26 protein-coding genes and 1 pseudogene are annotated in these 22,839 nt (G+C 66.9%); 13 read left to right on the forward strand and 14 right to left on the reverse strand.

Annotated elements, in window-relative coordinates:
- A pseudogene (locus A5753_RS21590) lies at positions 1-132 on the forward strand (cutinase family protein); the annotation flags it as partial.
- A gap of 21 nt (positions 133-153) precedes the next feature.
- On the opposite strand, the gene A5753_RS21595 reads toward A5753_RS21590, so the two are convergent.
- The 4 genes from A5753_RS21595 to A5753_RS21610 all read right to left on the reverse strand — a co-directional run bounded on the left by A5753_RS21595 (position 154) and on the right by A5753_RS21610 (position 4,701).
- The gene (locus A5753_RS21595; protein WP_067133240.1) at positions 154-1,518 is read right to left on the reverse strand and encodes an aldehyde dehydrogenase family protein; all 1,365 of its coding nucleotides are present in this window, start codon (positions 1,516-1,518) and stop codon (positions 154-156) included.
- A 35-nt stretch (positions 1,519-1,553) separates the two neighbouring features.
- On the reverse strand, positions 1,554-2,657 hold the full coding sequence (locus A5753_RS21600; protein ID WP_067133188.1) for an AMP-binding protein: 1,104 nt from the start codon (positions 2,655-2,657) through the stop codon (positions 1,554-1,556).
- A gap of 170 nt (positions 2,658-2,827) precedes the next feature.
- Complete coding sequence (locus A5753_RS21605; protein ID WP_067133193.1) at positions 2,828-3,592, reverse strand: SDR family oxidoreductase; 765 nt, start codon at positions 3,590-3,592, stop codon at positions 2,828-2,830.
- 149 nt (positions 3,593-3,741) lie between these two features.
- Entirely contained in the window at positions 3,742-4,701 is a 960-nt protein-coding gene (locus A5753_RS21610) for an oxygenase MpaB family protein (protein WP_156656193.1), read from the reverse strand.
- A gap of 124 nt (positions 4,702-4,825) precedes the next feature.
- On the opposite strand from A5753_RS21610, the gene A5753_RS21615 reads away from it, so the two are divergent.
- From A5753_RS21615 to A5753_RS21625, 3 genes are all read left to right on the forward strand, one after another.
- Positions 4,826-5,431: a TetR/AcrR family transcriptional regulator gene (locus A5753_RS21615; protein WP_067133244.1), complete on the forward strand. Its 606-nt coding sequence runs from the start codon at positions 4,826-4,828 to the stop codon at positions 5,429-5,431.
- 40 nt (positions 5,432-5,471) lie between these two features.
- Positions 5,472-6,848, forward strand: a complete 1,377-nt coding sequence (locus A5753_RS21620) for an adenylate/guanylate cyclase domain-containing protein (protein ID WP_067133199.1) — start codon at positions 5,472-5,474, stop codon at positions 6,846-6,848.
- Positions 6,849-6,985: 137 nt separating this feature from the next.
- Positions 6,986-7,726 carry a methyltransferase domain-containing protein gene (locus A5753_RS21625; RefSeq protein WP_067133202.1) on the forward strand — a complete coding sequence of 247 codons (741 nt, stop codon included), beginning with the start codon at positions 6,986-6,988 and terminating at the stop codon, positions 7,724-7,726.
- Positions 7,727-7,759: 33 nt separating this feature from the next.
- Here A5753_RS21625 and A5753_RS21630 read toward each other — a convergent pair whose 3' ends face one another.
- On the reverse strand, positions 7,760-8,209 hold the full coding sequence (locus A5753_RS21630; RefSeq protein ID WP_067133205.1) for an SRPBCC family protein: 450 nt from the start codon (positions 8,207-8,209) through the stop codon (positions 7,760-7,762).
- Between the two features lie 88 nt (positions 8,210-8,297).
- Entirely contained in the window at positions 8,298-8,993 is a 696-nt protein-coding gene (locus tag A5753_RS21635; RefSeq protein WP_067133208.1) for an SDR family oxidoreductase, read from the reverse strand.
- A gap of 148 nt (positions 8,994-9,141) precedes the next feature.
- Here A5753_RS21635 and A5753_RS21640 point away from each other — a divergent pair, with 148 nt between their 5' ends.
- Entirely contained in the window at positions 9,142-9,714 is a 573-nt protein-coding gene (locus A5753_RS21640) for a CGNR zinc finger domain-containing protein (protein WP_067133247.1), read from the forward strand.
- Between the two features lie 26 nt (positions 9,715-9,740).
- Here the strand turns inward: A5753_RS21640 and A5753_RS24645 are convergent, their stop codons facing one another.
- From A5753_RS24645 to A5753_RS21660, 5 genes are all read right to left on the reverse strand, one after another.
- Positions 9,741-9,905 (reverse strand): hypothetical protein, encoded by a 165-nt coding sequence (locus A5753_RS24645; protein ID WP_197694768.1) that lies wholly within the window; start codon positions 9,903-9,905, stop codon positions 9,741-9,743.
- Between the two features lie 154 nt (positions 9,906-10,059).
- A complete protein-coding gene (locus A5753_RS21645) occupies positions 10,060-10,905 on the reverse strand; it encodes an SDR family oxidoreductase (RefSeq protein ID WP_067133211.1) in 846 nt (281 codons plus the stop codon).
- Between the two features lie 63 nt (positions 10,906-10,968).
- The gene (locus A5753_RS21650; RefSeq protein ID WP_067133250.1) at positions 10,969-11,733 is read right to left on the reverse strand and encodes a DUF2127 domain-containing protein; all 765 of its coding nucleotides are present in this window, start codon (positions 11,731-11,733) and stop codon (positions 10,969-10,971) included.
- Positions 11,734-11,788: 55 nt separating this feature from the next.
- A complete protein-coding gene (locus tag A5753_RS21655) occupies positions 11,789-13,177 on the reverse strand; it encodes an MmgE/PrpD family protein (protein ID WP_067133253.1) in 1,389 nt (462 codons plus the stop codon).
- A gap of 78 nt (positions 13,178-13,255) precedes the next feature.
- On the reverse strand, positions 13,256-14,113 hold the full coding sequence (locus A5753_RS21660; protein ID WP_067133215.1) for an IclR family transcriptional regulator: 858 nt from the start codon (positions 14,111-14,113) through the stop codon (positions 13,256-13,258).
- Positions 14,114-14,237: 124 nt separating this feature from the next.
- On the opposite strand from A5753_RS21660, the gene A5753_RS21665 reads away from it, so the two are divergent.
- From A5753_RS21665 to A5753_RS21685, 5 genes are all read left to right on the forward strand, one after another.
- Positions 14,238-15,281: a zinc-binding dehydrogenase gene (locus tag A5753_RS21665; RefSeq protein ID WP_067133218.1), complete on the forward strand. Its 1,044-nt coding sequence runs from the start codon at positions 14,238-14,240 to the stop codon at positions 15,279-15,281.
- Positions 15,278-15,691, forward strand: coding sequence for a nuclear transport factor 2 family protein (locus A5753_RS21670; protein ID WP_067133222.1), 414 nt, complete (start codon positions 15,278-15,280; stop codon positions 15,689-15,691). Before A5753_RS21665 ends, A5753_RS21670 begins: the two co-directional genes overlap by 4 nt.
- On the forward strand, positions 15,692-16,510 hold the full coding sequence (locus A5753_RS21675; protein WP_067133225.1) for an SDR family NAD(P)-dependent oxidoreductase: 819 nt from the start codon (positions 15,692-15,694) through the stop codon (positions 16,508-16,510).
- 248 nt (positions 16,511-16,758) lie between these two features.
- The gene (locus A5753_RS21680; protein WP_082971426.1) at positions 16,759-18,060 is read left to right on the forward strand and encodes a sodium:proton exchanger; all 1,302 of its coding nucleotides are present in this window, start codon (positions 16,759-16,761) and stop codon (positions 18,058-18,060) included.
- Positions 18,061-18,123: 63 nt separating this feature from the next.
- A complete protein-coding gene (locus A5753_RS21685) occupies positions 18,124-18,960 on the forward strand; it encodes an SDR family oxidoreductase (RefSeq protein ID WP_082971427.1) in 837 nt (278 codons plus the stop codon).
- Between the two features lie 155 nt (positions 18,961-19,115).
- On the opposite strand, the gene A5753_RS21690 is transcribed toward A5753_RS21685, so the two are convergent.
- Together A5753_RS21690 and A5753_RS21695 are read right to left on the reverse strand one after the other, a co-directional pair.
- Positions 19,116-19,589 carry a YkgB family protein gene (locus tag A5753_RS21690; RefSeq protein WP_231990137.1) on the reverse strand — a complete coding sequence of 158 codons (474 nt, stop codon included), beginning with the start codon at positions 19,587-19,589 and terminating at the stop codon, positions 19,116-19,118.
- 68 nt (positions 19,590-19,657) lie between these two features.
- Complete coding sequence (locus A5753_RS21695) at positions 19,658-20,272, reverse strand: TetR/AcrR family transcriptional regulator (protein WP_067133228.1); 615 nt, start codon at positions 20,270-20,272, stop codon at positions 19,658-19,660.
- A 160-nt stretch (positions 20,273-20,432) separates the two neighbouring features.
- On the opposite strand from A5753_RS21695, the gene A5753_RS21700 reads away from it, so the two are divergent.
- Positions 20,433-20,990: a pyridoxamine 5'-phosphate oxidase family protein gene (locus A5753_RS21700; protein ID WP_067133231.1), complete on the forward strand. Its 558-nt coding sequence runs from the start codon at positions 20,433-20,435 to the stop codon at positions 20,988-20,990.
- Here the strand turns inward: A5753_RS21700 and A5753_RS21705 are convergent, their stop codons facing one another.
- Entirely contained in the window at positions 20,991-21,461 is a 471-nt protein-coding gene (locus A5753_RS21705) for an SRPBCC family protein (RefSeq protein ID WP_067133267.1), read from the reverse strand. It abuts the gene before it with no gap.
- A 210-nt stretch (positions 21,462-21,671) separates the two neighbouring features.
- Here A5753_RS21705 and A5753_RS21710 point away from each other — a divergent pair, with 210 nt between their 5' ends.
- Positions 21,672-22,493, forward strand: coding sequence for a mycofactocin-coupled SDR family oxidoreductase (locus A5753_RS21710; RefSeq protein ID WP_067133234.1), 822 nt, complete (start codon positions 21,672-21,674; stop codon positions 22,491-22,493).
- A gap of 107 nt (positions 22,494-22,600) precedes the next feature.
- Positions 22,601-22,813, forward strand: a complete 213-nt coding sequence (locus A5753_RS21715; RefSeq protein WP_067133237.1) for a heavy-metal-associated domain-containing protein — start codon at positions 22,601-22,603, stop codon at positions 22,811-22,813.
- Positions 22,814-22,839 lie beyond the last annotated feature (26 nt).

The following is a 22,839-nucleotide window of genomic DNA, read 5'->3' on the forward strand; positions in this document are numbered from 1 at the left end:
GCCGCACACGACACCTACGCCGACGACGGCGCCGTGATCGACAAGGGCGTCGCCTTCGCCTCCAGCCACCTGGGCATGAGCGGGCCTGGCGCAACGTCGGTCGCGTCGCCACATGGCGGCTTCGGAGAATGACCGGCAAACCGGTATCGCCGGCTAATCCCTGATGAAACCTTTGTTGCGCATCAGGGCGTCGGCCAGAAATCCGTCGTGTGGAATCTGCGGTGCATGCAACCACGTCGGGTGGTGCCCGCAGTAGACGTTGGCGACGGTCGGTTCGGCCACCAGATCGTCGATCAGCGTCCCGTCGCCGGTGATAGCGGTGACGACGAGCGAATGCCGTAACGGCCCCAACCCGGCTAGGCGCGACCATCCCGATACCCACACACACGGGAAGGGCAGCTCGAGGTTGAGTTTGTCCACGTCGGGTTCGGTCATCAAGTGAACGGCCGGGCGCAGCGCGGCATAACCGTCGCCCAGGTCGGCGACGACCTGATCGGCGCCGAGCAGCGGGGTTGACCCGGCGGCCTTGGCCGCCAGGAAGTTCGCGAGTGCGCGCGCCTTTTCGATGGGCTGCGTGGGCAGGCTCGCCCGCTCGTCGTCGGTGGGCAGCGGTTCGATGGTCACCAATCGTTCGGCGATCGCTCGGGCCAGCGCCGTGGGATCACCCTCGCAGAGCACCGCGGTGGTGTTGACGCATGCCATGCCGCCGTGGTTGGCGATCGAGTCGACGATGAGGTCCAGATAGTCGCGCCAGTCCCGGTCGGCGGTGATCACGATCTTGGTGCGGCCCGGCCCGTTCACGATGACCGCCGGATCGCCGGCGTACTTGTCGACCACCTCCTGGCCGCCGTACACCATCGCGAGGTCGGCGCGCCGGATGAGTTCGTCCGCACCGGCGTGGTCGGTGGGCAGATAGGCGGCGTCCTCGGCGCGAAAACCGGCCTGGCGCAGCGCGCACACCAGCCGATGCGCCGTCAGCGGCTCGCGCCGCGACGGGCGCACCGCGACCCGGTAGCCCAGCGCCAGCGCCTGGGGCCAGAGGCCGTGCACACCCGGGCCGTTTCCGGCCGCGTGCACGGCGAACACCTCGCCCCGACGCACCCACAACGCACCGCCCGCGCGAATGCGCTCGTCGCGCCAGTCCAACCTCGCCCCCGCCGGCTGAGCCGGCCGGACCGCATCGAAAGCGTCGGCGACGGCGTCGGCCACCCCGCTCGCCGCGGCCCGGGTGACCGCGATCGGCATGCCCGAAATCCGGCCGGCCAACCCGACGTAGGCTTCGAAATCCAGGCCGGCGATCACACCATCGACAAATATCTCGGCGGCCCGGGCCAGCGCGGCCGCGCGCTGGGCGACCGGAAGCGGTGCGGCTTTGCGCTGCGCGGCCAGCGTCCGCGAAACGTAGAGCGGCGGAACCATGCTCACCTCGGCGGCCGCGGTGCCCGCGGTCGTGGTGATGACCTCGCGTCTGCGGGTTCGATAGTCGCCGTCCGCCCCGAGCGCATCCAGGTCTACCAAACCGGTTGCGGTGGCACCAGTTTCACTGGCCATGCTCAGTACACGCCTTCGATGACGGTCTCGCCCTCGAAAGTGGCCACCGGTCGCACCTCGCTGACCGAATCGCTGAGGTCGCCCGCGGGCCCGGGCCTCCTGATCGCCAGGTCGCGCTCCGGGTTGTTCGGGATGAACATGCCCTTGCTGACATGGTTCATCACCACCTGCCCGTGCTGCCCGTACGGCACGCGTTGCCCGGTGCCGGGATCGACCACCCAGAACACCACATACGGGGTGCGCGGGTCGAAGACGAACACATCGCCGTCGACGGTTCTGGTGACCGCCTGTGAGAGCACCATGGTGCTGCCGAACGCCATGGTGATCGTCGTCGCCGGGAACATGCCGCGCAGCAGGTCGAGCGTGTCGGCGTCCACATGCGCGCCGCTGAGCAGCAGGTACCGAATCTTGTCGTTGACCAGGTCGACCACCCGATCGTCGCGGGCCATCGCCTCCAGCAGCGGCGGCGTGGTGTGCAGGTTCGCGACGTTCTGCATCTGCAACACGAAGACGGCCTGCTCGACGACATGGTCGACGTAGGCCGCCACTTCGGCCGCAGCGCCGCGCGCGGCGATCTTCTTGACCCAGCGGGGATCGATGTCAATCGCGTGGAAAACCGCGCCGAGTCGCTGTGACACCAGCCGGGAGAAGTAGCCGACGCCGTGCGGGCCGCTCGGCATCAGGCAAAGAAAGCCCTGCCCGCACCGAAAGCCGCCCGCAGCGAAGTCCTCGGTTTGCCATTCGATGACCTGTGCGACCCAATCCGGCAGCTGCACAGTGCGTTTCGGGGCGCCAGTGGTTCCGCCGGATTCGAAGACCTGGGGCAACGATGCCGCGGAACCGTCGGCCGCGTAACCGCGAGGGATGAGGTCCTCCACTGGGACATTGCGTAATTCGTTGATCAGGTTGGGAAACAGCCGAAGATCGGCGAAGGTGTCGATGTCGGTCAACGGGTCGAAGTCCAGCGTGCGGGCAACCCGCAACCAGAACGGCGAACCGGTGTCGTCGCCGAAATGCCAGGCGATCGCCGCGCGCAAGTAGGCGTCGGCATCCTCGACGGGTGCCGCGCGCGGGACGTCCAACAACGAGAAGTCGACATCGGCCATGTCCTCGATCCTGTCCCATCGTGAACCGGTAAGCCAAGGACGCCGGACACCTGGCCAGGGGCGCGCGTCGTCGTATTGCCTTATTTCACAAGAAGTTTCATCTCTATGCATATGGTGTTCAGCGCCGCTTCCGGGCTCGCCGCCTAGGAGGCGTGCGGCGCTGCTGCGGCCTAACTGCCGAGCATGGCCGTGATCGTCTCGTTGAAACGCCGATAAATGTCGTCGTAGGTGCCATCGCGTTCGGCGAACCGGAACATCTTGACGCGCTCCACCACGATCTCCTTGGCCTGCGGCTGCGTCTGCAGCAGCGTCATCGTCTCGGTGATGTAGTCCTCCAGTGGCATCGCCCGGGGATCGAATCCACGCTCGCCCTGCAGCGCGGTCTGCACGTGTGGCGGAATGATCTCGATCACCTGCACCGAGGTGTCGCGCAGCTGGAACCGCAGCGATTCGGTGTAGGAGTGCAACGCCGCCTTGGCGGCGCAGTAAGTCGGGGTGAGAGCGCTCGGCATGAAGGCCAACCCGGACGTCACGTTGAGGATCGTGGCGTGCGGCTTGCGTTGCAGTGCCGGCAGCAGTGCCGACGTCAGCCTGATGGGGCCCAGCAGATTGATGGCGATGCTCTGTTCGGCCAAGCCGACGTTGCTACCGGTCAGGTCCTCGACCCGCTGAATCCCGGCGTTGTTGACCAACACGTTGAGGTCCGGGTAGTGGTCGGTCACCTCGGTGGCGAATCGCCGGATGTCGGCGGGGTCGCCCTGGTCGAGCGAGAGGGTCTGCATGCCCGGGTTGGCCTCGGCCACGGCGCGGAGATGATTGCTGCGCCGGGCGGCGATGATCACCTGATTGCCCAATCGGTGGAAGGATTCCGCCAGCCCGCGGCCGATGCCGCTGCCGCCACCGGTGACCAGAACGGTGTTGCCCGTCATCTGCATCGCGGTTCTCCTTCGGGGTCGCCCTGCCGTCGGCTCGCTCGACCGGCCACTCGGCCGACAGAGCGGAATGCCCCAATGCGGAGCCGGCTAACCACGATGCCCTATGCGCCTGCGCGGTGTCACGAAAAACGTGACCGCGGCCGATTCGGTTACGCGCCCGGTTGGTTGTGCAGCCGGCGCGGATCGACGCCTGCGCGGTGCCACGCCGCGGCGGCCCAGCTCGTGTAGAGCACCCGGACCGGCAGCCGGTTGAGCAGCGGGCTGAGCGCTCGAATGGCCGCGGCGATGCGCTGAAAACGCCTCTCCCTCTTGGCATCCCACTGCAGCTGACACACCTCGCGCATCTGCGGCGGCAGCGTTCCGACGACGATCAGCCGGGTGTAGGCGTTCAGCGGTGCGGAGAGGACCGTCCAGATTGGCTTGGGAATCCGGCGTGGGCCCGGTATGCCCTTGCGGATGTAGCCGGTGCCGTACAGCACGGTCTTGTGCGGGACGAACCGGTCGAGCATCTCGTCCCAATAGGCCACGAACTCGTCGTAGGTCTGCGGTTGTCCCCGATCGCTGACGCCGTACAGGCTGTACCAGAGCTTGCCCTCGTTGAAGATCTGTTCCTTTTCGGCGTGCGACAGCCGGCGGATGAAGGTGTCGGTGTTGTAGATGACCTGGTCGACGAAGCTGGCATGCGCCCAGTAGAAGAGCTCCGGATTCAGGGCGTGATATCTCGAGCCGTCGCTGATCGTGCCCTTGATCGTCTTGTGGAAGTCGCGCACCTTGCGGCCCCACTGGTGGGGCTCATCGGAGTAGACGGTGTTCATCAGGGGCGGCGCGGTCCGCTTGGCGCGCCCCAGCGTGTCGCTGAAGATCACCGAGTGGTCCAGCACGCCCTGGGCCAGCTGTTCGATGCAGTTCTCCACCCCGGCCGTGCGCTGAAACCCGAACAGCTGAGTCCGGACGTCGCCGTAGAACTTCCAAATCAACGAATCCGGCCCCAGCCGCGGGGCGGTGTCGCCGACCTCGTCGTCGATGGGCATGGGCATCGCTTCGCGAACGCCGGAGTCGAAACGCGACCCAGCGGTCGCCTCGACAAACTCGTCGTTCTGGGCGGTCATGCCCACCTCCCTGCCGCACCGGCGCCGCATCGGGTGGACGCCGGCATTGTGAAGTAATGGCGCAAAGACGTATCTTTGTGTCAGCAGCCTAGCAGGTCGAGGAGTTGATGCGATGCCGCCGATCATGCAGTCCGAACCGGGCTCTGCCATTGCCGGCGGTAAGACCGATCTCGACCGCACCATCCTGGACACCGCGCGAAGCGTGTTCGAGACCTACGGGGTGCGTCGCGCCAACATCGACGACGTCGCCGCTCGGGCCGGGGTCAGCCGCAGCACCATCTACCGTCGCTTTCCGACCAAGGAGAACCTGTTCGCCCAGGTGGTCCGGCGCGAGGCCGGACTGTTCTTCAGCACCCTGGATCAAGCGACCGCGGGTTGTGATCCGCAACAGGCTGTGGTCGAGGCCTTCGCACTCGGGGTCCGCCTGATTGAAGACTCGCCCCTGTATTCGCGGATCGCCGACAGCGAACCCGAACTGTTCGGCATGTTCTCCCGCTCGCATGCCTTCCCGATTCGCCAGTTCGCCGACGGAATCGCGCATACCCTGCGGCGGTGCGGCGCCGACCTGCCCCAGTCCGACCTGGACAACGTCGCCGACATCCTGCTGCGCGTCGCCCTCGGCATCATCGTGTTTCCCACCGACCGGCTCGACACCTCGGACCCGGCCGCGGTTCGCGAGTACGCGGCCCGCTATCTGGTTCCGATCATCAGCCGTGAGCAGGCCTCCTGACGACGGTCAAATTGTCGGCGTCCTGAACTAGCCTTGAGCCGTGGCTGGGAGTTCGGCGGCTCCGCGGACCCGGTACGCCAGTTGCGGCGAGATCGACATCGCCTATCAGGTCTTCGGCGATGGACCGATCGACCTGCTCATGCTGCCGGGTCCGCTGATCCCGATCGACTGCGTCGACAGTGAGCCGTCGATGTATCGGTTCCATCGTCGGCTGGCCTCCTTCTGCCGGGTGATCCGCTTCGATCAACGCGGGATCGGCCTGTCGTCCCGGGTTCCCTCGCTCGACATGCTCGGCCCGGAGTCGTGGGCGCGGGACGCGCTCGCGGTCATGGACGCGGTCGGTTGCGAGCGAGCCACGATCTTCGCGCCGGGTTTCACCACGCTTGCCGGTGTGGTTCTCGCGGCCGACCACTCCGACCGCGTGAACAGCCTTGTGATAGCCAACGGCGCGGCGCGCACGCTGCGGGCACCCGACTACCCCATCGGGGCTGAGCTCGACGCCGCCGACCGATTCACGTCGATCGGGATGGAGCCCGACGCCGTCGAGCAGGGTTTCGACATGCTCGGCATCATCGCCCCCAGTGTCGCGCACGATGACGCATTCCGTTCGTGGTGGGACATGGCCGGCAACCGGGCGGCGTCGCCCAGCATGGCTCGCGCCTTCATCAACAAGGTCAGGGAGGGCGACGTCCGCGACAGGCTGCCTCGCGTCGCAGTGCCGACGCTGATCCTGCATCGCGACAACCCCGCGTTCAGCCCCGTCGAGCACGCGCACTACCTCGCCGAGCGTATCCCCGGGTCCCGCCTCGTCGAACTGTCCGGGCAGGACTCCCTGTACTGGGTCGGCGACACCGCGCCGATGCTCGACGAGATCGAAGAATTCATTACCGGGGTGCGCGGCGGCTCCGATGCCGAGCGGCTGCTCACCACCATCATGTTCACCGACATCGTGGGCTCCACCGAGCGCGCCGCCGCGCTGGGCGATCACCACTGGCGCGATCTGCTGGACAACCACGACACGATCGTGCGCCACGCGCTGCAGCGGTTCAGCGGCCGCGAAGTCAACACTGCCGGAGACGGATTCGTCGCGACGTTCAGCAGCCCGAGCGCGGCGATCGCCTGTGCCGACGCCATCGTGGACGCCGTTCACGTTCTGGGCATCGAGGTGCGGGTCGGCATTCACGCCGGCGAGGTCGAGATGCGCGGCGCGGACGTCGCGGGCATGGCCGTTCACATCGGGGCGCGGGTGGCGGCGCTCGCGGGGCCCAGCGAGGTTCTGGTGTCCTCCACGCTTCGCGACATCGTCACCGGGTCGCGGCACCGGTTCGGCGATCGCGGCGAGACCGCGCTCAAGGGCGTCCCGGGCTACTGGCGGCTGTACGCCCTGGTCCGCGAGCACGCCGTCGCCCACCGGTAACCCACCCGACAAATCGCAGCGGTCGAAGCGTCACGGTCCTCGGCGTAGGCTGCGAGCGGGGACTTACCGGAGCCGACGCTTGCGGCTTTCCATTCGATTTCTGGCGTCTGGCTTGACATTTGATCGAAGGAGTACGCATGACCGACGTGCACATCTCGCTGCCTCCCGCGCTCCGGCGAGCGCTGGACCTGCTGATCGACCCACCGGCCGATCCCGACGTGAGCCACGGTTATCTCAACCTGCTCGGCGCCGACATCGACGGTGCAGTCAAGAAGAACACCGGCCCGATTCAGGCGGCCTGGGCCTCACCGATCGGATCGATGCTCTACGACAACGCCCAAGCGCTTTCCCGGCGCTGGTTCAGCGCATGGCAACTACCGCTGGAGTGGTTGGACGTCCCGCAGGGCGGTATCGCGCTGGACGTCGGCTCGGGTCCGGGCAATGTCACCGCATCCCTGGCGCGTGCCGCCGGACCGGACGGGCTGGCCCTCGGCGTCGATATCTCCGAGCCGATGCTTGCGCGCGCCGTGCGTAACGAGGCCGGACCGCAGGTCGGCTTCATCAAGGCCGACGCACAGAGACTTCCGCTGCGCGACAGCACTATTGATGTGGCGGTGTCCACCGCGGTGCTGCAACTGGTGCCGGATCCGGCGGCTGCCCTTGCCGAGATCGCGCGCGTGCTTAGGCCCGGCGGCAGGCTGGCCGTCATGGTCCCGACCGCCGGGCGGCTGGCCCGCTATTGGCAGCTGCTGCCGAACGTCGGGGCGCACGCGTTCGACGACGACGAAATCGGTGATGCCTTGGAAGCCAACGGTTTTGCGAGCGTCAGGGTGAAGAATCTGGGTACGTTCCAGTGGGTGCGCGGCAAGAAGGGCTGATCCGTCGGGCGTCACGGAGGCCACCGGCCGGACCTATTCCGGCGATTGCGCCAACACGGCGAGGTTGTCCATCGACTCGCGCAGCATGTCGGGCGTTGTCGCGCGGGCTCTTTCGATGCGGTTGGCATCGGTGAGTGCGGTCCAATCGTAAGTGTGGGTCACCGTGGTGAGTTCGGCGTTGACCGGGCTTAGCTCCCATCGCCATAGATGGCCGGGGGGCGCCTTGCCGGGTTCGGCTGGGCGCCAAGCGATTAAGCTGCCTTCCACAAACTCGGTGACGTGGTTCTCGCGCACCGCGCCGTTGGTCAGCGTTGTCTTGAAGATGTCGCCCACCCGATGAACACGCTGGCCAGCAGCCGCCGAGGCCAGATTGTCGTTGCCGTCCCAGCTCGGCTGGCGCGCCGGGTCGGCGATCAGTTCGAAAATCCGGGCGGCATTGGCCGATATCACGCGGGTGGCGCTCACAACGCGTTCCTCTTCCATGTCGCTATCCAAACATGTCCGGCCGGTCGGCGCGTTCGTGACTTCGGGCCGAAGCGTTGAGAACCTTTGTTCGTCGCCTCCGGCCGATTCACCCCATCCGCGGCAGCGCCTCGATTGGCCCGGACAGCGCCGCCTTGAGGTAGCGGGTGTCATCGTCGGCCAGCACCTCGGTGTCGTCCCCCTCGATGCCGTCGACGATCGCGCGCGCCACCTGGCGCGGGTCGTTCTTGGGTGCGTCGAAGCCGGAGGCCATATCGGTGTCGGTGAAGCTCAGGTGCGCGGCAACAACCAGGGTCCCCTGCTTCTCGAGTTCGATGCGCAGCGAATTCGTCGCCGACCACAGCGCGGCCTTGGAATCTCCATACCCACCGGAGCCGGGCATCCAGGACAGGATCGAGGCGATGTCGACCAGAGCCCCGCCGCCGTTGTCGGCCAGGATCGGTGCGAACGCCTTGGCCACCCGCAGAGCGCCGAAGTAGTTCGTCTCGAAGACCGCTCGCACCTCGTCGATGTCGCTGTTAAGCAGGCTTCGCGCGCCGAGCACACCGGCATTGTTGACGACGATGCCGGTGTCCGATGCCCCGGCCGCCAGCGCCGCCACCGAATCCGGTTTGGTGACGTCCAATTCGACGCTGACCACCCGCGAATCCTGACTGGGCTGGGGCGCCCGGGCGGTGGCGTAGACCTTGGCCGCGCCCCGTTCCAACAATTCCGCCACGATTGCCTTGCCGAGCCCGCGCTGGCCACCGGCGACCACCACCGTCGACCCCTTGACATTGACCATGATCCCACTCCCTTGACGTAGCCAAATCTTGTTTGATTATGTCACGGTAGTTGACCGGTCCGACATAGGCAAGTAGCATTCGGATATGTCCTCACCGTGGGCTGCGTCGCAGCGTTACGGGTGTGCCTCGGCTCCTGGAGGCTTGGGCCTGGTCCAGGACTTCCTCAACACGAGGGCCATCGACGGGTATGGTCCGGACCTGCTCGCCGACCCGGACCTCGCCGGCCACTGGGTAGCCACCGCGGTGCGCGCGTGGTCGTCCGCCCGCAACGTGGAGGTGCAGCCACCCGAGCTGGTCGACGCGGATCTGGTCAAGCTCCGCGGCCTGCGGACCACCATCGAGCAGCTGGTGGCCGGCGAACCGCCGAGCGGGCGAGGCCCCGGCGGTGTCACCACCTCGTTCGCGCTGTCCGAATCCGACGAGGTGCGGCTGGATCCCAGCGGCAGCGGATGGCGCTGGCTGGCGTCGGCGCTGTGGGGCGAGATCCTGTTGAGCCAGCAAGCGGGCACCTGGCGGCGGATCAAGCGGTGCCACAACCACCGGTGCGGGTCGACGTTCTACGACCGCTCGAAGAACAACAGCGGGGTGTGGCACGACGTCAAAACCTGCGGTAACGCCGTCAACCTGCGCGCCTCCCGCGCGCGGCGCCGCGAACGCGATCGAGCGGCGCGGTCAGCCGTTCCGCCGGATCAGGCGGGTATCGGCGATAAGGCCAGGTAGGGGCGTTTGGCTACCCGACTGTCCCGTCAGCAGCGTTCGACGCCCTTGGGCATCAGGCGCGGACCCGCAGCCGCCGGTCGCCGCGAGCTTCTCAGCACCGCGTGCACGACGTCGGAGGCGCGCGTCTTCAGCGGCGGCACCACGTCGAACGTGGCGGGAGCCTGGCTGACCCAGGCCGGAAGTGTGGCCACAATGTGTTCCTTTGTTCTTTCGGCTTGTGCGCCGACTCAGTCAATTGCACCGCAGCCGCTTTACGGCGGCGCCGCGCCGCGGTAAACGTCACGAAAAGCCCGTTTGTGGCGTACGGCACAATCGTGACGCAACCAAGGGCACGCAACAGTGCGTCTAATGAAAACCCTTGAACCGGCGCAGATAGCCCGGCAATCGGTGTGCCGGTACCGCCTTCGGCCAGTCGTCGGGACGGAAATACGCGTCGGTACCGCCGTCCACGAATACTACACTGCCGCAGAGAAAGTCGGCGGCGTCGGACAACATGAAACACATCCAGTCCGCCATGTGTCCCGCGTCTCCGAAGCCGCCCAGGGGGACCGGGAACGACTGTACGGCCTTGGCCTGCCTCGGGTTCGACAGCTGTTCCTGCAGAAGCGGGGTCATGATCGCCCCCGGAGACAACGCATTCAGGCGCACGCCTGAGCCGGCCCACTCCGGAAGCACCGCGTGGCGTCGCACCCAACGGCTGACCGCGATCTTGGATGCGCCGTACATCATCGTCGGTGCCGCCGGTCCCAACAGCCGCACCGTCCGCACCGCCTTGTCTGCATCGTGGGCAAGTAACGCCTTGACCGCGCGGCGTGGCACCGCGGGAATCGTCGTCGTCGAATTACTGGCGACGACAACGACCTTCGCGCGTTCGGCGGCCGCCAGCGCGGCGCGCCAGGCGGCGAGCAATTCGACGACACCGAAGTAGTTGACCGCAGCGATCTTGCGGATGCGGTCGCGACCGGGGCTGGGGCCCAGGCCGGCCGCGAGGACGGCACCGTCGAGTCTGCTGTCCGAAGCCGCCAGGACGCGGTCGGCCGCCGCTTTGCGTCCATCGGGCGTCGACAGGTCGGCGACGATATCGGCGTCCTTGATGTCGACACCTATGACGCTATGCCCGTTGTCGCGCAGTCGTGCGGCGGTCTCGCGGCCCATCCCGGAAGCCGACCCGGTAATGGCATAGGTGCCCATTGATTCCTCCGTTCCGACGGGCAGTATGCCTGTCGGACCGGCGGACGCGGCCCTGGGTGGGGGTCAGTTCGCCGCGGCGGCCTCCTCGACGTCGAGCAGCTGCTCGCCGCGTCGTTCGTCGTCGTAGGCCTTGCGTCCGCCCCGCAGCCCGAACAATCGCTTCGAAACCAACAGGTAGATCACCGCGGCGACGTTGATGGCGAAGGTCACCGCCCGGGTCATGGTGATGCCCTTGGCCAGGTCGTGGATCTCGAGCGGCAAGAAGACCGAGGTGGCTATCACCGCGAAGTATTCGCCCCAGCGCTTCAGCAGCCACAGGCCGACCCCTTCGACGACCTCGATCAGCGCGTACCCCAACAGCGCCAAGGTCAGCAGGGCCAGCGTGGACGGCTTGGCGGCCAGCGCCTTCTCCAGTTCGTGCACGATGGTCATCTGGTCGACCTTGAATCCGGCGGCGCGGAAGATCGGCAGGTCACGATCGAGGGTGGCCTGGATGGCGCCGCGCGCCCCGCGGAACTTCCACACCGCGTAGGCGGCCAGCGCGATCACCACCGCCCGCAACAAGCGTTCCACCGCCAATGCGCGGATGATGATCGCCTGACGTAAGGCCTTGCCGCGCATGATCATCGGCGCGTCTTCGGCGCGGCCGCGTCCGTGCGGCTCACCTACGGTGAATTCACCGCACCGCAAGCAGCGCCACACTTCGCCGAGTCCGGTGCTGCCGCTCAACCGGTCGGCGAGCAACTTCTCGTCCGGTGCGTAGGTGGCGTGCCCGGCTACGGCGCAGGTGACCAGCTCCCACCGATTGTGGCGGTGTTCTTTGCCCATGGCCGGATCATTCATGGCCGAAGGTCGGCGACGCAAGGGGGGCACGCGCAACGGGTCAGAAGCGCGGCTTGCTGCGAGCGCACCGAGCGGTGGCAAACACCGACCCCAGGAGTCCGGTGAGTTCGGCGACTTCGATCTCGTCGAGACGGGCCACGGCGGCGACGATGTCATCGCGCAGCGGCTCGTCGCAGAACGGTTCGGCGAGCCAGGCGAACTTGTCCACGACGCGTTCCCAGGGCATCGGGCGGGTAGGCGACCCCTCGTAATCCGACTGCTCGCGGCTGAACTCTCGGCCGTCGCTGGTTATCACGTGCACCCGCGCCGCGGTGCGCTGCGGATAGTCGGCGGTCAGGTCGTCGGCCGCCCCGACCCGCACCCGCGACAACAGGTCTTGGACGTCCGCCCGCGAAACCCGGTGATTCGCAAGCTGTTCCGGTCCCACGCCCCCGTCGAGCAGGGCGGCCGCGGTCAGGTACTTGAGGTTGTAGTCGGCCTGCTCCTTGGTGATCGGGTGATCTTTGTCGCCGTACGCGCCCCCGCCGGCAAAGTCGTACGCCCCCTGAAAGACCTCGAGGTCCACTCGGGCGACATCCGCACCGCGCAAACCGTTCTCGGTGCGAACCGCCAGGACCGCGTCGATGACGACCTGGCCGTGGATGAGCGAGCAGTACTGCTTCAAGTAGGTCTGCTCGACACAGGTGAGGCTCCGGTCGGCGGTGTGGAGATCGACGGGCTGATCGAATAACTGCACCAACCCGTGCGGCCCCTCGAACAGTGACTTGGGTCCGGTGATCCCGCGCGCGGCGAGCATCGTCGTGTACACGGCGCGCATGCCGGTGATGGCAGGCGAGATGCCCTTCCAGTTCGACACTGGTTCGGCATGGACCGTCGCCAGCGACACGTTGTCGGCCGCCGCGGCGGCGATGGCGTTGGCGGTCTGCGCGGCGTTCAGCCCCAGCAGCTTCGCGCTCCCCGCCGCGACCGACATGGACAGCTGCAGCGCGTGGTTGAGTCCGTGTGCCATCACGGGAACCTGTGCGCTGAAACGGCATTGGACCTCATACGCGACCGCCAGCGCCAGCAGCAAGTCCGCCCCGCCGGCTCCAACGTGTTCGGCCACGGCGAGAACGGCGCCGAAGTTGTCGGCGGGATGGCAGAGCCCGCCCACGGTCAGATAGGTGTCGAGCAGATCGGGGTAGCGCACCAGCACCGCGTTGAAGAACGCGGCCTGGTCGACCGATGCTCGCCCACCACCCACCAGGGTGGCCGTCGGAGCGCCGCCGAACTGGGCGGTGTGGTCACGAATTGTCGGGATGAGCTCGCCGTCCAGCGAACCGACGGCGCACGCGAGGCTGTCGAGCACGTTGCGTTTCAACAATGCGCGCGGCTGCCCGGTCAGATCCGCCTGCTGTGCGCTCACAACGAATTCGGCCAGCTCGTCCACAACGTAGTTATGTGCCACCACTTTTCGCCTCCCAGGCGAGGCTACCCCGACGCCAGCGCCCACGATCTGTGCGATGCGCTACATGGCGGTATCGACCTGCGGTGGCGATTCGCTGAGTGCGGCCGTTTCGTCGGTCAGGTGTTTGCCGATGTCGCGGATCTGTCGCGCGCTCAGCGTGCACAGCGGGTGCACGGCCACCATCAGGGCAACACGGCCCCGGTCGTCGAAAACCGGGGCGGCGATGGTCACCACGGGTTGCTTGCGCCGGCCCGGGTTGTCGTCGGAGAGAAACCCGATGGTGGTGAACTCGACCAGCAGCTGATCCATGATGTGACGCACCGGGGTGGGCACCTCGCTGCTGTCCAGCGTGCCGACCACCTGCACCGCCTGCGCCAGCGCCGGAGTCGTCCAGTCGACGTCGTATCCCCGTTTCCGCGTGTGCGCCAACACCTGCTGCAGGCGCTGGGTGCGGTCGGCATTGTCGCCCGCACCACGCCGGACCCACGCGCGTTGCTCCTCCTCGGTGTCCCAGGCCGCCATCGCGACCCCGAACGGCGGCGCGAACGGGATGCGATCACCCGGTATGCCCGACGGCTGGGTGGCCGGTTCACCCTCGAAGGCGGTGACAACCAAGGAATCACCCAACTTCTCGACCACAGAACAGGCGTAGCCGACTTCCCTGGACAGCCGCAGGGCCGCCGACCGCGCCGCGTGCGCGAGCGGCCGGGCGGTGTCCGTGCGGGCGGCCACCACCGCGAGCGCGGGGCCGAGCGCGAACGTCTTCGCGACCGGATCGCGACTGGCCCAGCCGCGGTCGCACAGCGTCTTCAGGATCGCGTGCGCGGTCGCCTGGGTGAGGTCCAGCTCACGCACCACGTCGGAGAAGCGCAGCCGCGCGCTTGGAGACCGTGCCAGCAGCTCGACGACATCGAGCACGCGGGCGGTCGGCGCTGACGTCGAACCGCGAATCGCTTGACTCCTCTACGACGGCGTTTTTACAGTTAGACGAACATTCGAGATCCTATATCGATTATTCGAGAAAGTTAACGGATTGCGCGCTGTGGTGTTACGAGACGGCCGGTTACAGGTCCGCGAGACGGCGGACCCGAAGCCCGGGCCGGGTGAGTTGTTGCTGCGCACGTTGAGTACCGCGATCTGCGCATCCGACGTGCATTTCATGGATCATCCCGAGCTCGCCATCGACGACCCGACCGGCCGCTCGCTGTATGACACCGACCGCGACATCGTGCTCGGCCACGAGTTCGTGGGCGAGGTCGTCGGACATGGACCCGGCTGCACCGACCAGTTCGCCGCCGGCACGCGCGTGACGGCCATGCCCGTGCGTCTGGTCGACGGCGGCGCCGGCGGAATGCGCATCATCGGTCAGCACCCCGAGGCGCAGGGCAGTTTCGCTGAGCTGCTGGTGGTTTCGGAGGTGGCGGCCAAACCAGTCCTCGGCGAGGTGTCCAGCGATGCCGTGGCATTGACCGACGCGTTCGCTGTCGGCGAGTTCTACGTGCGCTCGGCGCAGTTGCAGCCCGGCGAGATCCCCCTCGTCATCGGTGCGGGAGCGATCGGGCTCTCGGCCGTCGCGGCCCTGGCCGGTCGCGGCATCGAACCCATCGTCGTCGCCGACTACAAGGCCGACCGGCGCCGGCTGGCCGGTGACGGGTTCGGCGCGCACGTGCTGGTCGATCCGGGCGAGAAGTCCCCGTTCGAGGCGTTCAACGAGGTGCGCGCGCAACGCGGATTGCCTGGGCCTGCAGTCGTATTCGAGTGCGTCGGCGCATCCGGGCTGATCCAGAAGTTGGTCGAATCCGCCGAAATGGGCACCCGCATCTATTGTGCGGGCGGCTGGTACACCGGCGACACCCTCGACATCACCACCGCCACCCGCCAAGGCGTGACGATCCAGTTCGGCGGCGGACCACACCCGCAGGATTGGTACGGCACGCTCGACGCCATCGCGGCGGGCCGCCTGGACCCGCTGCCGAGCGTCGGGAAGATCATCAGCCTTGACGAGGTGCCCGAGGCCCTCGATCAGGCCCGCCGGTCGGACGGTCCGCCCCGGATCGTCGTCCGCCCGAATGGAGACCTCTCGTGAGCGAACGCGATGACCGCCAAGACATCTCCGAACTGCTGGTGCGCTATGCAACGGGGATCGACCGGCGCGACTGGCGGCTGTTTCGCACCGTCTTCACCGATGACTGCCAACTGGACTACGGGGAGATCGGCACCTGGAACGGCGTCGACGCGGTCGCCGACTTCATGGAGCAGGTGCATGCCCTGGCGGGGCACACGCTGCACCGCCTGACCAACCAGGCCATCACCCTCGACGGTGACAACGCCACGGCACGTACCTACATCGACGGCCTGATCATGGCCGCCGACAACAACTCTGGCGTCAACGCGATCGGGTTCTACGACGACGACATGGTCCGCACGCCGGCGGGGTGGCGCATCGCCCGCCGGCGCTACACCCAGGTTCGCATCACCACGGTCGGGGGCGGGTAAGTGACATTCGCGACGAAATACGGGCCATGGGCGCTGGTGGCCGGCGCCTCCGACGGTGTGGGCGCGGCGTTCGCCGAAGGCCTTGCCGAGCGCGGTGTCAACGTGGTACTGCTGGCCCGCCGGCAAGCCGTTCTCGACCTCGTCGCAGCCGGCATCGAGGGCCAGACGTCGGTGCAAACCCGCACCGTCGCAATCGATCTCGCGCAGCCCGGTGCGGCCGCGGCGATCGCCGCGGCCACCGGTGATCTGGAGATCGGCACACTCGTGTACTGCGCCGGCGCCGACCCGAATTTCGAACCGTTCCTTGCCAATCCGATCGAAGCCGCCGAGGCGATGGTGCAACGCAACTGCATGGTGCCCATGCAGCTATGCCACCATTTCGCGCCAGCGATGGTGCAGCGAGGCAGCGGCGGCATCGTCATCTTCGGGTCGGGCGCCGGTCTGGCCGGCGGACCGAACATGGTCGCCTACGGCGCCTCGAAGGCGTTCGACATGGTCTTCGCCGAGGCGCTGTGGGCCGAGTTGCATGACAAGGGTGTCGACGTCCTGGGCCTCATCCTGGGCAAGACCGACACACCGGCATTGCGCGAACTCGAATACAGCCGCGGCCAGATCGGCTCCCCCGACGAGGTCCCCTCGGACGCCGCGGCCGTGTCCGACGTCATCGCCGAGGCATTCGAGAACCTCGGCAACGGCCCCACCCTGATGGTGGGCGACACCATGCGCGCCGCCGCGCAGCTGCTGGCATCGCTGAACCGCAATCAGGCCGTTGAGCTGTTCGCTCAAGCTGCCGCCACGGCCATGGGCCCGGACGCTTAGGGGAAACGACGGGAACCGCCCCAGTTCGCTGTGCGTCGTAACGAATGGTGGCGAGGTTTGCCAAAGTTCCAAATCAGGGCAGCCTAACTCTTGCTTCCGCAGTCCCCTGGGCAGCAAATATGCGTTCGCACGCACCGCTTCGAAGGTGAACCCGCTGCGTTGCTGACCCCGGCCGCCGCGGGTAGGTTGGGTATCCGGTTCGCCACGGCAACCGAGCCGAAGTAGCCACCCGATCGCTAGCGCGAAGGATGACGATGCTCGCCACAGACAGGCCCGCAACCACCGTCTCGACGACGACGGCCTGGCGGCGCCGCACCCTGACCCGTTCTGGCTTGATCACCGGCGCTTTCGTCGTCCCGGCCGTGGTCGTCCGGATCACCGGAGTGCATACCGGCGCGGTGCTCGCCCTGCTGATCTTCGGGGCCGCGGTGGTGGCGGCCAGTTTCTTGCTGGCCTGGGCCGCCGAGGCGGCACAGATCGATGTCTCCGGTGGGCTGGCCACGGCGCTGCTCGCCCTGATCGCCGTGCTGCCGGAATACGCCGTGGACCTCTACTACGGCTACGTGTCCGGCCACAACGCGGATTACACGCAATACGCCGCCGCCAACATGACCGGATCCAACCGGTTGCTGATGGGTCTGGGTTGGCCCGTCGTGGTGCTGGTGAGCATCATGGTCGCGCGCAAGTCCGGGTCGGCGAAGTCCACCGGTCTGACGCTCGAGTCAGCAAACCGGGTCGAACTCGGATTTCTGTTGATCGCCGGCGTCCTCGCGTTCGTGATCCCGGCGAGCGGCCAGATCCATCTCGGGCTGGGACTGGCGTTGCTGGCCTGGTTCGGCTTCTACCTCTACAAGATCAGCCACGGCGAGGTCGAAGAGCCCGACCTGGTCGGCACCGCCGCCGCGTTGGGCGACCTGCCCGACGGCCGGCGCCGCGCCGCCGTAATCGGCCTGTTCTTGGTCTCGGGCGGGGTAATCCTGCTGTGCGCCAAGCCCTTCGCCGACAACCTGGTCGCCGCCGGCACCGAACTCGGCATCAACCGCTTCCTGCTCGTGCAGTGGCTGGCTCCCCTGGCCTCCGAAGCACCGGAATTCATCATCGCGACCATCTTCGCCGCCCGGGGCAAGGGCACCGCGGCGATCGCCACGCTGATCTCCTCCAAGGTCAACCAGTGGACCCTGCTGATCGGGTCACTGCCGATCGCCCACCTGCTGGGCGGGGGCGGGTTCTCCCTGCACCTGGACTCCCGCCAGGTGGAGGAGGTGCTGCTGACCGCGACCCAAACGATGATGGGGGTGGCGCTGATCCTGGCGCTGCGATTCAACCGGTCCGCCGCGTGCACACTGCTCGGGCTGTTCGTAATCCAATTCCCGATCTTCTCGACTCAGGGGCGGTTGCTGCTCTGCGGTGTATACATCGCGGTGGCCGTCGTCGGGCTGATCATCAACCGTCGCCATGTGCGTCCGACCCTCGGGGCGCCGTTCTTCGGCACGGCCATTCGGCACAGCGGTCACCCCCACCAGGAGCCGGGGGCCTCCGTCCACCCGTAGTAGCCGCCGCGGCACCGATGACCGTCCTGCGCCCGCCATCGCGCTGCGTATACGGTCCCAGGTATGAATCGAGTGTCGGTGATCACAGGCGGCGCGGGCGGCATGGGTCTGGCCACGGCGAAAATCGTCGGCCGCGACCACACCGTGGTGCTGTGCGACGTCAGGCGGGACCGGCTGGCGACCGCGGCCACGACACTGCAAGACCTCGGCATCGCCGCGACGGCCATCGACTGCGACGTGACCGACCGGCGCGCCGTCGCCGACCTGCTCGGCACCGCAGCCGGCCTCGGGACCGTCGTCTCCGTCATCCACACCGCGGGGGTCAGCCCGAGCATGGGCGCGGCCGACTACGTCATGCGGACCAACGCAATTGGCACCGTCAACGTCAACGAGGAATTCTTCGCGGCCGCGGGCGAGGGCGCGGTGATCGTCAACGTGGCATCGATGGCGGCTCACATGCTACCCGCAGAAATCGTTCCGGCACAACAGTTTCCGACGGCGATGGGCGACACGGACGCCTTCATGGACGCCATGCTGGCGGCGTGCAGCATCGCTCCCGAGGAGGCGCGATCCGGCCTCGCCTATGCCGTGAGCAAGAGCTTCGTGAAGTGGTACAGCCAGTCGCAGGCCGAGCGATTCAACGCCCGCGGATTGCGCATCGTCTCCGTGTCACCGGGGTCCATCGACACCGAGATGGGCAGGCTCGAGGAGCAGGCCGGCGCCGGCGCGATGGTCGCCAACGCCGCCGTCCCGCGGTGGGGCCAGCCGGAGGAGATGGCCGAGCTGCTCGCCTTCTGCGCCAGCGAGCGGGCCGGATACCTCACCGGCACCGACATTCTCAACGACGGCGGTGTGATCGCGTCGATGACCGAACGAGCCAGGGTGGCCGCCGGCGGTTAGACGAGGTAGTCCAACTCGGAGTGCGGGGGCACTGGTGAAGGGCTCTTTGGCGGCGAGCTCGGCCAGCCTGTTGTGGGCGTAGCGAACCACCTCGGCGTTGCGCGACAACATAACTGCTGTCGGCCGAGCTCCCGACACGCAAGGCAGCCGAGGGGCTACCGAGGGGAACGCTCTTGACCGGCAGCCGTCAGTGAGTCGCCCAGCGTCCACAACGCGACCCCGAGCAAGACCAGATCCTTGAGCAGAAATTGGCCCGGCAGCGCCGAGAGCACTGGAAAACCGTGGGCATACGTCACGACCACCCCGGGGGTGGTGAATAAAAAACTCAATGTGCCCGCGAACAGCACCACAGCCAAGGCGCTGCCCGCCGCCGAGACCCGGGGCCATCGGGGGCGTAGCGCAATGAGAAGGGCGGCAACGATTTCCATCGTTCCGAGCGCGTACGCGACGAAGGTGACGCTGAAAACATGGTAGACCCAGCTCATCAGGGGGCTGTGCTGAATGAGCACGCGGGCTTCCATTTTCACGTATTTGCCGAATCCGATCCATGCCAAGACGAGTACCAGGCCGTAGCGGCTGATGAGTTGGCCCCATCGGGTCAGCGCCGGCGCCAGGGTTTGGTCGATCACCGGGAGAAGTCCTTTCAGCTCGAAACGGGGGGCATCCCCCCAATCCACGGTTCAGGGCACGGCTGCGTTCACTTCCGCAACCGCTCGAGCCCGGCGACGATGAGCCGCAAGCCGAACGCAAATTCGTCGGCCAAGGGGACGGGCAGGTCGTCGGCGACGGCGACCGTCGCGGGAAAGCGGAACGGATCGAGCCGGTGAAATGCCACCGAGAGTTCGGCGTCCCGTTGATCGCCCTCCCCCGGCACCGAAGACAGTTGTATCGCAAAGCCCAGGACGTAGCGCGCCAGCGTCGCGTACGCGCGGGCCGCGAACGCAGGTGAAAAACCGTTGTCGAGAAGGACGGCCAGGCAGCGCTCGCGAATGGCCAACGCGTTCGGACCCATCGGGGTGTATTCGACCAACAGGGGCGTGACGTTGCCATGCCGGCTCAGCGCGTCAAACATGTTCTGCGCGAACAAATTACAGGCCCGCTGCCATGGCATTGCGGCGAGCTCCTCCGCGTCGAGGTCGACCTCGCCGAGGATCTGATCGATTACCAGGGAGACCAGCTGCGATCGGTTGGAGAAGTGGCGGTACAGCGTGGCGGTGCCCGACTCCAGGCGCTGCGCAAGCGACCGCATCGACAAGGCCTCGGGCCCCTGCTCGTCGACGAGCTCGACGGCCGCACCCAGGATGCGCTCCATCGGTAGGGCCGGGCGCCCGCGCGCACGCCGTGGCCGGTCGATGTCGCCGACATCACGCAAGGTGGCTCTCCCGCCGCTTGACACCTGCATTAATTACGGAGACACTGTATCCATAATTAGTTCCATAGTTCAAGGACGTTGACAGCAAGGAAGATTCGCCATGCTTCTCCCCCTGGCGGCAGAACCCTTCACCGCTCCCACCGACCGCGACATGCTTCCCTCCGAACGGCGCGAGTTCGTGCGCACCCATCGCACCTGCGTCTTCGGCTACCGTCGTCGCAACGACGGCCCCGGCATGTCGATCGTCTATTACATCCCCACCGATACCGACGAATTGCTGGTCTCCACCATGGCCGGCCGCGGCAAGGCTCGCATCGTCGAACGTGATGGCAAGGTGAGCCTGTGCGTGCTCGACGAGCGGTGGCCCTTTGCCTATCTGCAGGTCTATGCCGACGCAACTCTAGAACAAGACCGGGATCTGGCGGTCGACGTCATGATGGCGGTCGCCGGTCGGATGTCCGGCCAACCACTCGGCGACGAATCCCGGCCGCACATCAGGGCAATGTGTGAACGCGAAAATCGTGTGGTCATCCGCTGCCGGCCCTACTCCACCTTTGCCACGCCGCCGCGCCATCTGCACCGCAACGACCAGGCCAAGGAACTCAGCCATTGGGTGTCCGGCGTGATGTCTTGGGACGCAGCCGATCCGGCGGCCTGATCAGCCCGCGAAGCGGTCACGCAGCTTGCTCAGCGTCGCTTCGATGCCCGACGCGTTCGCCTTTGCGAAACCCATCCGCTCGTAGTAGTTCAGCTTGTTCTTGATCGTGCCGGCATCGCGATAGTCGAATGTCTCGGTGACCTGGGTCAGCGTCGACGACAGCTTCTCGAATTCCCACCGCCAGCGGTGACCCAGCGGGTGGCGCCATTCGATGAGCTCGTTCTGCGTCAGTGCGGTGACCGTGCTGGTGATCCGGTAGGGAAGCCCGAACCTCTTCATGTGCGTCGAAAACTTCGAGCCCTCAACCAGTTGTGCCGGCACGGTGATGTTATCGCGCACCGTGCCCGACCCGTCCAGCTCGTGGTGACGGCGTGGGTCGGCGACCAAGGCAAACAGCTCTGCGGCCGGGGCGGCCACCTCGACCCTGCGGCTCACCTGGCGAGGCCCCCGTTCGACGACAGTGACGGTCATGATGTCTCCTTCCACTACCCGGCAGCGTAATCCGGTCTAGTTCTGTTGAGCCGGAATGTTCGGATCCCACACCGGCGATGCCACGAACCGTGCAGCCCAGAAGCCGGATGTGGTCAGCCGCGCGACCTCTTCACCCAACACGACGGCACGACTACGGCATGCTGGAACGCCGGAACCAACTGCCGGTGAGCGAAAGGATCCCAACCGCTTATGAGCCAGTCATTCTCGGGAAAGGTCGCGCTGATCACCGGAGCCGCGCGTGGACAGGGTCGGGCACACGCGGTACGGCTGGCCGCCGACGGCGCCGACATCATTGCGATTGATATCGCCGGGCCGCTGCCGCCGAGCGTCCCCTATGATTCGCCGACGCCCGGCGATCTGGCGGAGACGGCGCGAGCGGTGACCGCAAGCGGCAGCAGGGTCATCACAGCAGAGGTCGACATCCGCGATCTGGATGCGCTCAAAGCCGAAGTGGACGCTGCCGTGGGCAAACTCGGCCGGCTCGACATCATCGTCGCCAACGCCGGGATCTGCAGCCCCGCCCCCTGGAATCAGATCACCGCGCAGGCGTTTCGAGACACCATCGATACCAACGTCATCGGCACCTGGAACACCGTGATGGCGGGGGCGCAGCACATCATCGACGGAGACCGCGGCGGCTCGATCATCTTGATCGGATCGGCTGCGGGCATCAACATGCAGTCGTTCATGATCCACTACACAGCAAGCAAACACGCCGTCGTCGGAATGGCGCGCGCGTTCGCCGCCGAACTCGGCCGGTACAACATTCGCGTCAACAGCCTCAACCCCGGAGCGGTCGCGACACCAATGGGTACCGGCCGGATGCGGGAAGCGCTGCGATCGGCCGCCGACGACTACCCGCATCTGCGGGGTCTGCACAAGCCCCTGCTGCCCGACGGTGTTGCACAGCCCGAAGACATCGCGGACGCCGTGGCCTGGCTGGCCTCCGACCAATCCAGACTGGTCACCGCAAGTCAGGTTTCCGTCGATATCGGCGTCGGCTACGTCTGACGTGAGGCCGTTCACCCGGCGGCGGATCGCACATGCGGAAATGGGCCACTCCGCCGAGCAGGCAGAATGGAGTGGTCAAAACCTGCCGGGGATAGCGAAGGAGCGGCATGCCCACCAGCGAGTATCGGGTGAGCGGGATGAGCTGCGGGCACTGCGAGGCGGCAATCCGCAGCGAGGTGGCCCAGATCCCGGGCGTCGACGACGTGACAGTCAGTGCCGCCACCGGCAGGCTCGTCGTCACCAGCACCCGGCCCATCGACGCGGACGCCATCCTCGGTGCGGTCGACGAGGCCGGCTTTGAGGCCGTCCTGGTCGCATGAGCACGCCCCCGCGAGAAATACAGGAC

The organism is Mycobacterium sp. 852002-51971_SCH5477799-a (assembly GCF_001667145.1).
Taxonomy (GTDB): Bacteria; Actinomycetota; Actinomycetes; order Mycobacteriales; family Mycobacteriaceae; genus Mycobacterium.

What these genes read in the sequence shown, in the direction of transcription:
- A5753_RS21600 (WP_067133188.1), bottom strand. Translation starts at nt 2,657, where the DNA reads ATGGCCGATGTCGACTTCTCGTTGTTGGACGTCCCGCGCGCGGCACCC.
- A5753_RS21605 (WP_067133193.1), bottom strand. Translation starts at nt 3,592, where the DNA reads ATGCAGATGACGGGCAACACCGTTCTGGTCACCGGTGGCGGCAGCGGC.
- A5753_RS21610 (WP_156656193.1), bottom strand. Translation starts at nt 4,701, where the DNA reads ATGACCGCCCAGAACGACGAGTTTGTCGAGGCGACCGCTGGGTCGCGT.
- A5753_RS21615 (WP_067133244.1), top strand. Translation starts at nt 4,826, where the DNA reads ATGCAGTCCGAACCGGGCTCTGCCATTGCCGGCGGTAAGACCGATCTC.
- A5753_RS21625 (WP_067133202.1), top strand. Translation starts at nt 6,986, where the DNA reads ATGACCGACGTGCACATCTCGCTGCCTCCCGCGCTCCGGCGAGCGCTG.
- A5753_RS21630 (WP_067133205.1), bottom strand. Translation starts at nt 8,209, where the DNA reads ATGGAAGAGGAACGCGTTGTGAGCGCCACCCGCGTGATATCGGCCAAT.
- A5753_RS21635 (WP_067133208.1), bottom strand. Translation starts at nt 8,993, where the DNA reads ATGGTCAATGTCAAGGGGTCGACGGTGGTGGTCGCCGGTGGCCAGCGC.
- A5753_RS21645 (WP_067133211.1), bottom strand. Translation starts at nt 10,905, where the DNA reads ATGGGCACCTATGCCATTACCGGGTCGGCTTCCGGGATGGGCCGCGAG.
- A5753_RS21650 (WP_067133250.1), bottom strand. Translation starts at nt 11,733, where the DNA reads ATGGGCAAAGAACACCGCCACAATCGGTGGGAGCTGGTCACCTGCGCC.
- A5753_RS21680 (WP_082971426.1), top strand. Translation starts at nt 16,759, where the DNA reads ATGACGATGCTCGCCACAGACAGGCCCGCAACCACCGTCTCGACGACG.
- A5753_RS21685 (WP_082971427.1), top strand. Translation starts at nt 18,124, where the DNA reads ATGAATCGAGTGTCGGTGATCACAGGCGGCGCGGGCGGCATGGGTCTG.
- A5753_RS21695 (WP_067133228.1), bottom strand. Translation starts at nt 20,272, where the DNA reads ATGGAGCGCATCCTGGGTGCGGCCGTCGAGCTCGTCGACGAGCAGGGG.
- A5753_RS21700 (WP_067133231.1), top strand. Translation starts at nt 20,433, where the DNA reads ATGCTTCTCCCCCTGGCGGCAGAACCCTTCACCGCTCCCACCGACCGC.
- A5753_RS21705 (WP_067133267.1), bottom strand. Translation starts at nt 21,461, where the DNA reads ATGACCGTCACTGTCGTCGAACGGGGGCCTCGCCAGGTGAGCCGCAGG.
- A5753_RS21710 (WP_067133234.1), top strand. Translation starts at nt 21,672, where the DNA reads ATGAGCCAGTCATTCTCGGGAAAGGTCGCGCTGATCACCGGAGCCGCG.
- A5753_RS21715 (WP_067133237.1), top strand. Translation starts at nt 22,601, where the DNA reads ATGCCCACCAGCGAGTATCGGGTGAGCGGGATGAGCTGCGGGCACTGC.